The organism is Vibrio sp. A11, assembly GCF_013048705.1.
GTDB classification, from domain to species: Bacteria; Pseudomonadota; Gammaproteobacteria; order Enterobacterales; family Vibrionaceae; genus Vibrio; species Vibrio metschnikovii.
In genome coordinates, this window is the sequence record NZ_VHSI01000003.1 from 201521 (window position 1) to 216583 (window position 15063).

Below are 15063 nucleotides of genomic sequence, written 5' to 3' on the forward strand. Positions count from 1 at the left end.
CATTAAAAACTAATAATTATTCACCAAATATCAATACTCCAATCGCGTAAGGCGACAGCGAGACCGTCAATCAACCATACACTTTTTCAATAAATTGATGCCGTTGTCGATTGCTCTTTGAGGATCATTGAGAATAATAATGGTAGTGACTATGACTCGATTTTTAGGTAGAAAAGATATAAAAAAGCCCCTAGTTTTAGGGGCGATGTTGATTGAAAAGAGAGTAAAATTTAAACCTTAAAGCGACCGACTCTATTCTGTAGATCCGTCGCTAAACGTGCCAACTCATCACTGGCCGCCGCAATATGGGTTGAGCCATCGGATAATTGCTCTACCCCACCGCTGATTCGGTTGAGTGTTTGGTTTACATCATCAGCCACTATTGATTGTTGCTCGGTTGCCGTCGCAATTTGGATGTTCATGTCATTGATCGTAATGATTGCGGTGGTAATTTCACGCAGCTTTTCCGAAGCCTGTTCGGCCCAGTCGACCACTTCATTAGCCTTACGATAACCACCATCCATGACTTGCGAAGCATTCTTCGACGCTGATTGTAGTTTCTCGATAATGTCACGAATTTCTTCGGTAGAACTTTGCGTACGTGTCGCCAATGTTCGAACCTCATCTGCAACCACCGCAAAGCCTCGGCCATGTTCACCAGCTCGAGCAGCTTCAATTGCTGCATTAAGAGCCAGTAAGTTCGTTTGCTCAGCGATGCTACGAATCACCTCAAGCACTTTGCCGATAGAATCTGCGTCTTGCTGTAGTTTCTCTATCACATTAACCGCGGTTTGTACCTCTTTCGCTAAGGACAGGACTTCGTTAGTGGTTTTCGTCACCACGACTTCACCTTCTTGAGCAAATTTACTTGAACGGTCCGCCGCTTGAGCCGCATTACCGGCATTTTCTGCAACTTGGTTCACCGTTGCGGCCATTTCTGTCATCGCGGTAGCCACTTGATCCGTTTCGTGACGTTGTTTCTGTACTTGATCATTCGCTTCTCGGCTTGAAACCGCCAATTGCTCAGCCGCGGCACCTAACTGAATGGAAGCTTCAGCCACTTGTTTTACCAAGCTATGCACCCCTCCCACAAACGCGTTAAAGCTGCGTGCCAAATCGCCAAACTCATCGTGGCGCTCTTCATTAAGACGCTGAGTTAAATCACCATCTCCCGCAGCAATTTGCTCTAGTGCCTCACGCGTTTCGTTGATTGGTCTGACAATCATTTTAGCGACCAAAAGAATGATGACGATTAATAAAATCAAGGTCACCGCAAACGCCAGTAACAAGGTGACGGTTAATTCACGTGCCGTAGAGATAATATCATCGTACGGTTGAGCAACCGCGAGCGACCAACCCGGGGTATTCGCGACCGGATGGTAAGCCACCATATAATGTTGCTTATTTTCTAAATACAGATCGGTTAACCCAGATTGACCGGCAACCATTAATCTACTCATTTGTGCGTAAGCCGTGTTGCTGTCCTGAGTTGCATTATCTTTTAGGCGTTTGGCTGCCGTTTTATGTGCCACATAGACACCGCGCGAGTCAACCAGCCACGCTTCTGCATTATTGGTAGCGACACTATCAACCAGTTGAGTCAAAGTATTCAGCGTTACGGTTGCGGCTAATAAACCAATCACTTCACCACGATGATTTTTTACCACATGAGCCAAAACAATGATCGCATTGCCTGAAGTTCCCGAATAAAGCGGGTCACTGACCAGTGACTGCTGAGTTTTTTGTACCACTAACTGCTGAAAGTAACCACGATCGGCTCGACTCGCAACAACGCCGTTGTGGTGGTAAGCATCCCCTTTTAAGTCGACAAAGAACATCACTTCAAATTCTGAACTCATGTTTTTGCCAAAGTGTTTAACGTAGTTAAAAATGGCTTGCGTATCTCCGGAAGCTAACGTCTCGGTTTGTGCTAAAGAGCGGACAACCGCCATGCGGGCTTCTACCCAACTGCTGACCATTTCCGAACTACTTTGCGCCGTACGGCTGACTGATGTTTCTCCTAACCCCACCACTCTGGAGCTGACTTGATTGGTTACGATCCAAGCAGCCAGTAACAAACTGATGGTCAAAGGAATACTGAACACAATGATCAGTCTTGATGTCATTCTTAATTTTTTGAGCATGGGATCCTCTTCACCAAACAATGTCTGCTGAGACTAATAAAATCGAAGTTTTGCTACTTAGATGTTTAGCACAAAACCATTAAAAATCACGAAATGGGTTGCAATTTGGTGAGTATTCTTCCAATCATTTATTTATATACCGAACTTCGTCCCATTTCTCATCGTAATGTCGGCGTCGAAATCATCACCAATCGGTTCAAGTACCGCATTTTTTTGCTGTATTGGTGGGAACTTTTCGGGTAATACATTGACCAAAAGCTGATTTTTCTATCGGGAGTTTAAGGTCAATGCAGTTAACTACCTTTCAAACACTACAAGACTATTTAAACCAGCAAGTGATTGGTCAATCTTCATTAATCCAACAGTTGCTAATTGCTTTACTGGCGGATGGGCATATTTTGGTTGAAGGCCCCCCAGGATTAGCAAAAACTCGTGCGGTAAAATCACTGGCTGAATGCATTGAAGGTGAGTTTCATCGTATACAATTTACCCCTGATTTACTGCCAGCAGACTTAACCGGTACCGATATTTTCCGCCCAGAAACGGGAGAATTCATCTTCCAACCTGGGCCTATTTTTCATTCACTGGTTCTCGCTGATGAAATAAACCGTGCTCCAGCCAAGGTACAAGCGGCAATGCTAGAAGCAATGGCTGAAAAACAGATCACCGCAGGTCGTAAAACCTACCCACTACCGCCTCTTTTTCTGGTGATGGCGACACAAAACCCGATTGAGCAAGAAGGGACTTATCCTTTACCTGAGGCGCAGTTGGATCGGTTTTTATTGCATTTAGAAGTTGACTATCCTGACGCTGAACATGAATTGGCTATTTTGCGTCTTAACCGTGGAGAAGCTCTGGGACAGCGTTCTATTACTCCGCCCGTCTTGAGTCAATCGGATATTTTCTCTGCCCGACAAACCGTACTCAATATCCATATGGCTGAGGCCATCGAGCAGTATATCATCCGCCTTATCATGGCCACTCGTCATCCCAGTGAGTATGACCCAACACTAGCTCAATGGATTGAGATGGGGGTTAGCCCACGCGCAACCATCGCCTTAGACCGTTGTGCTCGTGCTCATGCTTGGCTCAGTGGCAGAGACTTTGTCAGCCCGGAGGATGTTCAAGCGATGATCTATCCCGTGCTTCGCCATCGATTACTGTTAACTTATCAAGCACAAGCAGAAGGCATCACGCCTAACCAAGTTATTGCTCACTTACTGACATTAGTCGGCAGCGCCTAGGATAAATAGATGACCAATCTTTCTCTATCATCATTACCTGAGCACGCCAATGGCGTTACCTTATGCCTTGAAGAACTACTGCCTTACCAGCAACAGGCCGTGAAATGGCTCCCTCCAGCTAAAAGTTTGTGGGCTCCATTGCTCGGTCAACACCAAAGCCGTCAACTTGGTCGTGGGATGGATTTTGCTGAAGTGCGCCAGTATCAGGCTGGCGATGATATTAGAAGCATTGATTGGCGAGTGACAGCAAGAACGGGTAAACCACACACTAAGCTTTTTTGTGAAGAGCGAGAAAAGCCCGTTATTCTTTATGTCGATTTTAGCCCTTCGATGCAGTTTGGTTCAACTTTACTGTTTAAATCCGTGCAAGCCGCTCATATGGCAAGTTTAATCAGTTGGTTAGCCGTGGCGCAACAAGATCGAATTGGCGCGGTTATTGATCTTGGAAACCGGTTAATTGAACTAAAACCCACCGCACGGCGTAATGGCGCATTACGTATTCTATCTGAACTAATCAGTAGACAAACACAAGCGCAGCAGACGACCACTGCGTCAAATTCTTCCATGCAGGAAGGCTTACTCACGCTTGATCGACTCTGTCCTAAAGGCAGTGAGATTATCTTGCTCAGCGATTTCGTACGCTATGATGACGGAATGCAGCCACTCTTGAGTCGATTAAGTCGCCATAATCAAGTCCGAATAGTACAGATTGCCGATCCATTGGAGCAAGGGATCACCGCTTTTCGTGGTAGAGAACGTGTAAGAAATAACCAACACACGCTCTGGCTCAACTTTTCAGCAAATAATACCCGCGACGGTATCAAAAAATCCTTTGAATCTCAGAAACTAAAACTAAAATTATTGAGCCAACGTATGGCAATGGACTATCGCCTACTCTCTTGTGGGCGGCCTTTGTTACCACAACTATCCGGACTCTAAATTAAATGCAGGCAGCCTCATCACTACTCGACCTTAATGCTCTTCATCTTCCTGCTTTGCCCTCTTGGTGGCCATTAGCGTGGGGATGGTGGGTAAGCGCGGCAGCCGCTGTTAGCGTTATCTTGCTGGTTGCCTTTTTGATTCACTGGAAACGTAAGCGTCTCGCTCCGAAGAAAACCGCATTACGCTTACTCGGTATGCCTGCGGGTTATCAAACCCCCTCTTCTGCGATTGAATTGCTGAGACAAGCCGCGCTGTGTTATTTCCCGCGTGAAGATATTGCTCACCTCACGGGCCATGACTGGTACGTTTTTTTAGATAACCAATTGGGGCAACCACTCTTTGTGCCAAATCTCGCGTTATGGCAACAAGCCTTATATCAAAAACAACCCATCGAGCATCCGGAGCGTTTGGTTGCGGATTGCTACTTGTGGATAGATAAAGCGTTGCCCCCAACAAAGAGGAGTTTACGAAACCTTGGCAAACGTTGAATTTGTATGGTGGTGGCTGTGGGCGTTACTGCCACTGCCACTGCTGGTGTACTTTTTTTTACCGCCGCAACCACCCACTACTGCAGTACCTCTCGCTTATCTTCCTCCGTCCAGTGATAACCACCAACCACAGCAATGGCTGATGAAAGGTTTGGTGCTAACACTTTGGATAAGCCTCGTCGCAGCGGCTGCGCGCCCTGTTTGGTATGGTGAACCCATTACACACTCTCAGCCTCATAGAGACATGATGTTGGTGGTCGACTTGTCTTATTCTATGAATCAAAAAGACATGCAGATGGGCGATGACTATATCGATCGTCTCACGGCGGTCAAACAGGTACTTAGTGACTTTATCGCTCAGCGGCAAGGCGATCGTCTCGGACTGATTTTTTTTGCGGATCACGCCTATTTACAAACACCGCTCACTCTCGATAGAACTACCGTCGCTCAACAGCTTAATCAAGCCGTTTTACGTCTGATTGGCACTCAAACTGCCATCGGCGATGGTATTGGCCTCGCAACCAAAACCTTTATTGAGAGTGATGCCCCGCAGCGGGTGATGATCCTCCTCAGTGATGGCAGTAACAATGCAGGCGTACTTGACCCTATCGAAGCGGCGCAAATCGCCAAACAGTATCACACCACGATTTACACGGTGGGTGTCGGTGCAGGTGAAATGATGGTCAGGGATTTTTTTATGACGCGTCGTATTAATACTGCTGAAGATCTTGATGAAGAAACATTACAAAAGATTGCCGATTTGACGGGGGGACAGTATTTCCGAGCGCGTGATAAACAGGATTTACAGACCATTTATCAGACGATCGATAAACTTGAACCGATTCAGCAAGCGACTCATGTGTGGCGACCTCAAAAAGAAATATTCAGCTATCCGTTAGCACTAAGTTTGTTACTTTCTATCATTTTGATGATGCTGAGGAGACATCATGTCTGAGTTTATGTTTCTTTCGCCCCTATGGTTACTCGGGATCCTACCTGTTGGCCTCGTGCTTATTTGGCTTTTGCGATACACCACAACTACACCTCTTATTGCTCCCCATTTGGCCCAAGCATTGGGGTTAGCGGTTCGCCAGCGGCAATCACTGGTTTTGGGTGGGCTCGGTGCGTGCTGGCTAATCGCCCTCATTGCTTTAGCAGGACCTAGTTTTGAAAAACAGCCTCGGCCAAGTTATAGCCAGCAGAGTGGCCGTGTCGTGGTGATGGACATGTCACGATCGCTGTATGCTACCGATATCAAGCCAAATCGACTGTCTCAAGCTCGTTACAAAGTGCTCGATTTACTCAACGGTTGGCAAGAAGGCAGCACTGGTTTGGTCGCCTACGCTGGGGATGCCTATATTGTCAGTCCTTTAACTACCGACACAGCCACGATTGCGAGCTTAGTTCCGAACTTATCGCCAAGTATCATGCCATTACCGGGAGCCAATGCGGCGGCTGGGGTCGCGCTGGCGATTGAGATGCTCCAACAAGCGGGATTTCAACAAGGCGATATTCTATTAATCGCCGACGACCTTTCCGCCAATGAAGCATCGGCGATCTCTTCTTTAGTCCGAGGCAAACCATGGCAGTTAAGCTTGCTCGGTATCGGAACCGAAAGTGGGGCACCCATTGCTATGCCTGATGGCACACTGCTCAACGATCAATCTGGCCAACCGGTCATTGCTAAAACCAATTTTTCACTGATGCAAGATTTAGCTAACGAAGTACAAGGCTTATTCGTTGCTTATCGAGGGGACGATCAAGATATCATGCGTCTATTAAGTGCCACTCAATCTCAGTATCAGGCTTCATTATCCACACAAGCCGCTCAGCTCTCCATTCCAATAAACCACGGCTATTGGTTGATTTTATTGCTCATTTTACCAGCCGCATTACTATTTAGACGTGGCTATATTTGGGTAGCGTTACTAACACTGAGTAGTGGCTTAACCGTTTCACCTGCACACGCCTCTGCATGGCTAAATCAAAATCAGCAAGCGCTGCAGGCTTATCAACAAGGTGATTATCAAACCGCAGCACAGTTATTTTCTCAACCAGAATGGCAAGGTGTTGCGCGCTATCAAGCCGGAGATTATCAAGGTGCGATTGACGTGCTTAGTCAAATCAAGAATCCCAGCGAGCAAGTACAATACAATCTAGCCAATGCTTTCGCCCAAGCTGGTGAGCTGACCGAAGCACTACAACGTTATCAGCATATACTCGCCAATAATCCGCAGCATACTGATGCGCTGCATAATTTAACGGTGGTAAAGCAAGCGCTTGAACAGCAACAGCAACAGCAACAGCAACAGCAACAGCAACAGCAACAGCAACAAGAGTCTGACGCTGACGATGCTTCGTCGCAAGCAGATTCGTCACCGACCAACGAAGCCAATCCGAACTCTGAGAAAGAGAAAAGCTCGCCCCAAAACGGTGATGACTCACATTCGTCAACACAATCAGAATCACCCCAAGATAACAGCCCGAATGCAGAGCCTTCGGCTTCGTCCAATACAGATACGTTAAATGCGGATGAAAAGACATCTGACTCAGCAGCAACACCGACCGAGCCGAATACATTAGAACCAGATTTGCCCCATGAGCCAACGGTGGATCAAACCCCAGCTAGCACACAAGAAAGCGATCCGCTACTGCGCCGTTTAGAGCAAGTCGAAAGTGCTCGCGATCCGAGTCTCTTATTACGTGCACAGCTGTATTTACAAGCTCAAGAGAAATCAACTCCCCAAAATCAAGGTAATCCATGGTGATGAAATTGTTACGACTCAACTTTTCATTTTGGCTAATGATATTGCTCACTAGCATCAGCCTCTCGGCTTATAGTGCATCGTTTTATGCTACGGTCAGCAAAAATAAAGTCGTCCAAAACGAGGTCTTTCAGCTGCGTCTTGTCAGTGATCAACCGGCCAACGCAGAAGCGATTGATTTTAGTCATCTAGAAGAGGACTTTTTTACCAGCCGCCCAAGCTTTGTGTCTTCAGTCAATATCATTAACAATCAACGTAGCCAGCGCAGCGAATGGACATTATCGCTAGCCGCCAATCGCTTAGGGATCTTAACTATCCCAAGCTTTGAGCTTAACGGCCAACGCACCGATCCCATCTCGATACAAGTCAGCGTTGATGAACAAGCACCACAGATGGATGAACTTGTTCAACTACAGAGTACCTTGTCACGGGATACTCTGTATCCAGCAGAAAGTACCGTTTTAACAACTCGCCTTACCATCAAAGCGGATCGCCGCCGCTTACAAAACACCCACATCACACCACCGTCCGTAGATGGGATGACTATTGGTCAGATTGGTGAAACTCAACAATATCAGACGGTGATCGCAGGGATAGAAGCGACCATTATTGAGCAGCAGTATCGCTTAACAGCGATTCAAGCAGGGGAATATCATTTAGTTGAACCTCGTTTTCAAGGCTCATACCTTTTAGGAAATACGTTACATGGTGGCGCGCGCATTATTCCCCTCAACACAGAACCCAACACTTATTCATTAGTGGTTGAACCACAGCCGAGTGACTACCAAGGGGCATGGCTACCAACCTCACAGTTAACGCTCACCGATCATTGGACAAATAGCCAAGGCGCGCCAATCACCGATAGCGTTTATCATCTCGAAGTGGGAGATGCTCTAACCCGAGATATTACCCTGCAAGTGGCTGGGCTCTCTGCAGAGCAACTGCCTACTCTGGCTCTGAGTTATCCTGATTCGATTAGCGTTTACGAGCAAAAGCCACAATTCACCACTTTAGATAACGGAAATACACTGATGCAACTCAAACAGGTGTTGATCCCACGGCGAAGTGGTGACATCCAACTGCCTGATATCAATATTCATTGGTGGAATAGCCACACTAAACAGGCCCAATTAAGCCAAGCGAAAGGCTTATCCCTTGATGTTTCGGCGACTCAGCCAATCAATGCTATCTCGCCCTCAGATCCGAACCATACGACAGCAGTGTCTGCTCAAACAATAGTTGTTAAAGAGGCAGGATTATGGCCGTATCTGGCCGCCTTATTGGCGACTTTCTGGCTAGTCACGCTCGGATTGTATTGGTGTTTATATCGAAAACATACCCGATTGAATGAACAAGAAACAACCAACATTCAGCCTGGCTCCACTTGGCAACAGCTACAGAATGCCTTAACCACTCAAGATGCGATGATGATTAACCATGCACTCTCACGCTGGTTAAATGAAAGTCCATTGACTCATGCAGAGCGAGAGCAAGTACGGCAAACCCTGAATACACTGCATGAAAATAAATTTTCACTAAACAGCCAAACGTGTGACTACCAAGCTCTTAACACGCTGATAAAACGTCTTCAGCAAGAAGCGCTAAAGCGGTCAGCCAAAACTCAGCACCCCTTAGCGAAATTATAGGATTAGATACGTTAAGACTAAGAATGCCGACTTTGATATTAAGAGGAGAGGTGTTCAAACGAGTCAGGCGTAGTTGGGGTCAATTCGGCCCCAACCACGGTATTGCGTCCTTGATGCTTTGCTTGATAAAGCGCTTTATCGGCTTCAGAGTACATACGCTCAAATTGAATTTCACTCGGCGTAAAACGGGCAACAGAGTAACCAATCGAGACCGTTAAACATGAAGAAACAGGGCTAGTGTGATGTGGAATATTCTCTTGCTCGACCGCACAGCGAATCGTTTCGGCTAACGCGGCGACTTGCTGAGCATTATGCCTAGTCAGTAGCAAGACAAACTCTTCGCCGCCGATCCGGCAAAATTGCTCTCCAGCAGACTGAGTATGTTGACTGAGCACTTTACCAATCCGCATTAACGCGATATCCCCCTCAAGATGCCCATAATAGTTATTAAATAACCCAAAGTGGTCAATATCGAGCAAAATAACCCCATAATCAACCGGCTTAGCCGCATATTGCTCACAGGTTTGTTCTAACAAATGAGTCAACATACGCCGATTGCCTAAACGCGTCAGTGGATCCATTTTGGCCAGCAAATCCAGCTTCTCATTGGCTTTTTGTAGCTCTCTGGTACGGTTATAGATTTCACGCTCTAGGTTTTCATTCAATTCATTGATCGCTTGCTGAGCTTTAGCACGCATCAAGACTTCGGTTAAATTCGAGGCGAACATGCGGATCACTTCTCGTAACTGAGACGTTAACGGAGAGCGGCGGATCAGGTTATCAGCTGAAATAAACGCCAATGGTTTATCGTTATCAGTCAACATCGTCATCGCCGTCCAACCAAATCCAACAATTTGACTATCGTGATAGATGGGCACCGACTCTTTGAACACCACCTCATTTGGTGCTTGTTTGGCCAAAAGGACGATTTCATTATCAATCGCAGAGCTACGAAAATAACCCTCATCGACGATATTCCCTTGAATATCAGTTCCCCAAGTCCCCTGCAAATAACCGCACTGTTCATCGGTCAAAAATACTGCCATGCGATCGATACCCATGCGCTTAATCGCAAAGGCTACCGCCGTTTTACACACTTCACTCACCGTCAAACAACGCGATAATTCGACCATGCTTGCATGTAACATACGCATGTTTTGTTCCTGCCGTTTACGAATATAAATTTGCGCCAATAACGAAGCAAAAGAACCGAGCATCTGGCGTTGATAATCACCTATCGGTTGACGACGAAAATAGTTGTCCATCGCTATCCAACCAAACACTTCTTCACCATCACGCAGCAATAGCATGCCATTCCATCCCTGCCCGATCACCTCACCTGCGGTATACAACGGCGCATCATCGATGATCACCAACGTTGAGTTTCCGTCGGCGATCGCTTCGATATATCGTGGCTCTAACTGATGTAAATCGAACTGAGTATGATGCTCACTTATCGTTCGTCCTTGCTCATCCGTCCCATAAGTGCCGCTAAAACAGCGTTTTTTGATGTCTAATAAAAATAAAGCCACTCGATCAAACCCCAGCTTATCGCGCACCGCTTCAACCGATGCACGATGCAACTCATCCAAATTGCTCGGATTTGATAAGGTAAGAGCTAATTGATGCACCAGTTTCATGTTATCAATAAAAATTTCGCGCTGCGTTAACTCATCGCGATACTTAGCCTCACGGCTATCACGAAGCTTAAACTCTTGCGCAGCGTCCGTTTCGGCGCGGATACACTGCCAACGAGCCGCTATCAGCGGTAAGCATTCAAGCCCCCCGGTCGCCAATAACTGACTCACTCGCTGCTCACAGACTCCCTCAAACAATAAATAGGTCCGTTTATCGCTGTGGTTATCGAGGGTAAATAAATACGCTTCTGATGGGATGTCCTGCTGATAATCCCAGTTGCAAGTATTAGTAGCGAGAGGGATCAGATTATCGGCACAATCAAATTGGGCGGCCCACAACCAAAACGTCTCTGGATACTGAGCCACTGACAGCGGTTGCCCTACTGTAAAAATACTCTTTGCCTGATAAGGATGAGAAGGTGCATGGAAGATGTGCATCGCCTGAGGTAAAAGTATCTGGCGTAAAAAGGGAAAGATAACCTCAGTCAACATACGATGACTACTGCAAGTCGAGAGCTGTTTTGCTAGGGTACGAGAGAACATGACCATGGCCTAAATAGAGTGTGCCTAGCGTCAAATTAGAGAATCCAGCAGCGTTACTCAATCGAATCCCATAGTCTCTGTTAACCGCGCCGCAAATTGGCTAAAAGGGTTTATGTATCTTAGAGATGAGCTGCATTTTTGAGAGGTTGTTTCCATTTTAGCGGGAAAACACAGTCATTAATTGTGAAAATTCTCAATAGTGAGAATTTTCACAGACAAGATTAACGCTTAACGCGGAAAATGATCCGGATGACCAAATATTATTGCCGATGAACAGAGAACTCACCTCTGCTCTACGGATTCAATGTATTAGGCTTGCTGAAATGGATATAACGACCCGAGGCCCATGATCTGAGTTAGCTCATCAAGTGCGGTTCGATTCTCTATTAATAATTGCGGATCAGCCAAATCCGCCTCAAGTAATCGATCGCGATAATGCTTTTTCACCCATTGATTGAGCGTTTCAAAACGTTGATCATCCATTAAGCATCGTGAGTTAGTGGCTTTAAGTTCTGATGCATTGAGAACAACACGCAAACGCAAACAAGCCGGACCACCGCCGTTACACATACTTTCGCGCAGATCAAACACCTTAACTTCATCAATCGGTCCACCGCTGGTGATCAATTGCTGCAGATACGCCCACACTCGCGGGTTTTGACGAGACTCTTCAGGAACGACAATCAGCATTTTGCCATTGGCTTTGGTTAATAGCTGGCTGTTAAACAAGTAACTGTCTACCGCATCTTGCACCGCAACTAACTCGGTCGGAACTTCAATCGGGATAAATGGGCTGTCTAAGGCATTCAGTTTTTGCTCTAGCTCAGCAAAAGCACGCGCTTGATCGAGAAACGCTTGCTGATGATGGAACAATACCGGTCCATTGCTAACCGCAATCACATCATTATGAAAAACCCCTTGGTCGATCACCGCTGGATTTTGCTGGATAAACACTCGCTGCGCAGCGTTTAATTGATGCAACCGCGCCACCGCTTCACTCGCTTCACGAGTTTGTCGAGCAGGGAAACGCTGTGGTTCAACGTCTCCTCCCCATGCTTGACGACCATACACAAACAGCTCAACCCCAGGCGCAGTATAATCACGGCATAACCGATTATGATTTGCCGCCCCTTCATCACCGAAAAGGGCTTGTTGAGGCAGCGCAGCATGGTGGACAAAATGCTCAGCAGAAGAAAATACCGCTTGCAGTGCTCGGCGGGTTGTCGTGGCTTCAATTGAACGATGAAATTTATTATTCAGATTAGCAACCGTAAAATGAACTTTGCTATCGGCCGTGTCTGCCGAAGGAGAAACCGTCGCAGCATTAGCGACCCACATCGATGAAGCGGAGCTTACGTTGGCTAAAAGCTGCGGAGCTTGCTTGGCAACTTTAGCCAGTATTTGCTCATCGCGTCCACTAAAACCCAATTCACGCAAAGTCGCCATACAAGGGCGTTCTTGGGGAGGTAATATGCCCTGTACAAACCCCATATCATGAAGTGCTTTCATCTTGCTGAGCCCTTGCAGCGCAGCTAGCTGTGGATTAGAAGCCGCATTTTTATTTGAAGTTGACGCAACATTACCAAACGACAGTCCTGCGTAATTATGAGTAAGCCCAACCAGACCATCAAAATTCACTTCATAAGCTGACATACACAACGTCCTTATTATTATTGATTTTAAAAGAGGAAATTAACAACTCGCGGTCACGCGCGGCTGCGCAAATAATGGGGCAATTCTGACTTTATCACCTTGCTGTACTTGTAATTGATCCGCTTGCTCAGCCGTCAGCGAGATTTGCTGATCAACGTATTGCGCATTACTGATCATCGCTCGATAATGGTGATAATTAAGATTACCAATCAACCATGTAGCCTCCCCTTGTAGTGGCGAGTCACTGATCAATACCTCACATAACTCACTATCACGAACCATGCGTAAATCATCAATGTACGCTTCCAGAGTCGGGCCGGCATCGAAAATATCGATGTAGCCTTCATAACGCATCCCTTCATCTTCAAGAATTTTACGCGCAGGCTCAGTGTTAGGGTGCACCTTAGCAATCACTTGCTGAGCAGGCTCCGATAAAAAATCGACATACAGAGGATGTTTTGGCATTAATTCGGCAATGAATGCCTTTTGGCCAATCCCCGTTAAATGATCCGCTTGGCTAAAATCAATCGAAAAGAATCGTCGGCCGAGGCTTTCCCAGAACGGTGAATGGCCACTATCATCAGAGACGCCTCGCATCTCAGCAATCAATTTATCAGTGAAATGTTCTCGGAAACTGGCCATAAACAGCAGCCGGCTTTTCGATAATAAATGGCCATGTTTACCTAATCGAAAATCAGGATCGAGAAAGAGTGTGCACAGCTCACTGCATCCCGTATGATCATTACTCAAAAATAAGGTCGGCATTTGGTTATAAACATCGAGCTCTTTGGACGCATGCACCAAAGTCCCAACCCGAAAATCGTACCACGGTTCATTTAAACCAATCGCCACTTCTAAACCACTCACACCAACCACTTGCTGAGTTTCTGTCTCTTCCAAGACAAACAGATAACCTTGATCATGCAGCGGCGCTTCTCCTTGCCAAGTCGCCAGCATTCTTTCAATTCGCTGCGCTAAACGCTGTTCATGATGAGGTAACGAAGTGAATCCCACTCCGGTTTTTTTAGCTAAGGCTAGCAATGCGGGTTTGTCATCCCTAGTCACTGGGCGAATAAGCATCATAACTTGAATCCTTGTTGTGATGGGCTATGTTCTTGTTCGTAAGCGAAGAACATAACCATGCAAAATAGCCACACAAATAATTCTTACTGTCTACTCATCACTAAAAATGCATTATTTTTGACACGTTATGCTAACAAGTAAGGATTATTATCCAAAAGTGCTACTATTTATTTAAAACTTGGTGGTTATTGCTAAACATTGATTAACTTTGTCGTGTTTACATAGTAAATTCAAATAAAGAAAAATATCAACACTTTTAACAAAAAACCAACCATATACAAGACAAAAATTAACTTAATAGACTGAAAAGTAAATACATTATCTCGATAAATAACGACAATAATTTAAGCTATTTATACTTATTTCCCCTCATCTATCTAAATCTATTGGTTCAATAATTACTCTACGGTGAATACAAATCGAACGCTGGAAAAAGAAAAGTTAATCATTATTAATGCATAGCCATGCTACATATTCGTTACTCTCTTCATTGATTATTTTGCTTAGCAAGGCGTTATTTCAGAGATAACGCTTTATATAGAAATATCATGAAATGATGACCCAATAAAAATATGGCAGGGAATGTTCAAAGCAACCGATTACTTAGCTTAATGGGTGAAAGAATCGAAACTGCGCATCCATTAATTGAATAAATGTGATGAAAATCTCTTTTTGTACCGCTATACTCCGCGCTCGGTGTGCATCCGAACTCACCAATACAAGCCGTCATATGGAATAGTGAACGACCCTAGGATAGGACCAGCTCGTTAACTTTGCTTGTAAAGGTGCTTTATGAACAGACAACGGCGACCGCTTAGGTCATTACTTCCCTCCTACACTGCTAGCCAGTGCCGTAGCCTGTTCCCGCCTTTTATAAACATGACACCCACTCTCTTTCCATTCATTCACGACATCGAA

10 protein-coding genes are annotated in these 15063 nt (G+C 45.8%); 6 read left to right on the forward strand and 4 right to left on the reverse strand.

Going from position 1 to position 15063, the window contains the following annotated elements:
• Positions 1–230 precede the first annotated feature (230 nt).
• A complete protein-coding gene (locus FKQ60_RS05205; protein WP_154170872.1) occupies positions 231–2144 on the reverse strand; it encodes a methyl-accepting chemotaxis protein in 1914 nt (637 codons plus the stop codon).
• A 287-nt stretch (positions 2145–2431) separates the two neighbouring features.
• Between FKQ60_RS05205 and FKQ60_RS05210 the strand changes: the two genes are divergently transcribed.
• Genes FKQ60_RS05210 through FKQ60_RS05235 form a run of 6 tightly spaced genes read left to right on the forward strand, consistent with a single transcriptional unit; the run spans position 2432 to position 9229 of the window.
• Entirely contained in the window at positions 2432–3388 is a 957-nt protein-coding gene (locus FKQ60_RS05210; RefSeq protein WP_170906140.1) for a MoxR family ATPase, read from the forward strand.
• 9 nt (positions 3389–3397) lie between these two features.
• A complete protein-coding gene (locus FKQ60_RS05215; protein WP_154170871.1) occupies positions 3398–4327 on the forward strand; it encodes a DUF58 domain-containing protein in 930 nt (309 codons plus the stop codon).
• 5 nt (positions 4328–4332) lie between these two features.
• Positions 4333–4818 carry a DUF4381 domain-containing protein gene (locus FKQ60_RS05220; RefSeq protein WP_154170870.1) on the forward strand — a complete coding sequence of 162 codons (486 nt, stop codon included), beginning with the start codon at positions 4333–4335 and terminating at the stop codon, positions 4816–4818.
• On the forward strand, positions 4805–5773 hold the full coding sequence (locus FKQ60_RS05225; protein ID WP_170904429.1) for a VWA domain-containing protein: 969 nt from the start codon (positions 4805–4807) through the stop codon (positions 5771–5773). The genes FKQ60_RS05220 and FKQ60_RS05225 overlap by 14 nt, the downstream gene beginning before the upstream one ends.
• A complete protein-coding gene (locus FKQ60_RS05230; protein ID WP_170906141.1) occupies positions 5766–7586 on the forward strand; it encodes a VWA domain-containing protein in 1821 nt (606 codons plus the stop codon). The genes FKQ60_RS05225 and FKQ60_RS05230 overlap by 8 nt, the downstream gene beginning before the upstream one ends.
• On the forward strand, positions 7586–9229 hold the full coding sequence (locus tag FKQ60_RS05235; protein ID WP_170906142.1) for a BatD family protein: 1644 nt from the start codon (positions 7586–7588) through the stop codon (positions 9227–9229). The genes FKQ60_RS05230 and FKQ60_RS05235 overlap by 1 nt, the downstream gene beginning before the upstream one ends.
• A gap of 38 nt (positions 9230–9267) precedes the next feature.
• Here FKQ60_RS05235 and FKQ60_RS05240 read toward each other — a convergent pair whose 3' ends face one another.
• The 3 genes from FKQ60_RS05240 to astA form a co-directional block, all read right to left on the reverse strand.
• Positions 9268–11409 carry a GGDEF domain-containing protein gene (locus FKQ60_RS05240; RefSeq protein ID WP_170906143.1) on the reverse strand — a complete coding sequence of 714 codons (2142 nt, stop codon included), beginning with the start codon at positions 11407–11409 and terminating at the stop codon, positions 9268–9270.
• A gap of 309 nt (positions 11410–11718) precedes the next feature.
• Positions 11719–13062: an N-succinylarginine dihydrolase gene (gene astB, locus FKQ60_RS05245; protein ID WP_170906144.1), complete on the reverse strand. Its 1344-nt coding sequence runs from the start codon at positions 13060–13062 to the stop codon at positions 11719–11721.
• A gap of 39 nt (positions 13063–13101) precedes the next feature.
• Positions 13102–14145: an arginine N-succinyltransferase gene (gene astA / locus FKQ60_RS05250; protein WP_170906145.1), complete on the reverse strand. Its 1044-nt coding sequence runs from the start codon at positions 14143–14145 to the stop codon at positions 13102–13104.
• Between the last annotated feature and the right edge of the window lie 918 nt (positions 14146–15063).

Coding starts and splice junctions, on each gene's coding strand:
- FKQ60_RS05205 (WP_154170872.1), bottom strand. CDS start 2,144: ATGCTCAAAAAATTAAGAATGACATCAAGACTGATCATTGTGTTCAGT.
- FKQ60_RS05210 (WP_170906140.1), top strand. CDS start 2,432: ATGCAGTTAACTACCTTTCAAACACTACAAGACTATTTAAACCAGCAA.
- FKQ60_RS05215 (WP_154170871.1), top strand. CDS start 3,398: ATGACCAATCTTTCTCTATCATCATTACCTGAGCACGCCAATGGCGTT.
- FKQ60_RS05220 (WP_154170870.1), top strand. CDS start 4,333: ATGCAGGCAGCCTCATCACTACTCGACCTTAATGCTCTTCATCTTCCT.
- FKQ60_RS05230 (WP_170906141.1), top strand. CDS start 5,766: ATGTCTGAGTTTATGTTTCTTTCGCCCCTATGGTTACTCGGGATCCTA.
- FKQ60_RS05235 (WP_170906142.1), top strand. CDS start 7,586: ATGAAATTGTTACGACTCAACTTTTCATTTTGGCTAATGATATTGCTC.
- FKQ60_RS05240 (WP_170906143.1), bottom strand. CDS start 11,409: ATGTTCTCTCGTACCCTAGCAAAACAGCTCTCGACTTGCAGTAGTCAT.
- astB (WP_170906144.1), bottom strand. CDS start 13,062: ATGTCAGCTTATGAAGTGAATTTTGATGGTCTGGTTGGGCTTACTCAT.
- astA (WP_170906145.1), bottom strand. CDS start 14,145: ATGATGCTTATTCGCCCAGTGACTAGGGATGACAAACCCGCATTGCTA.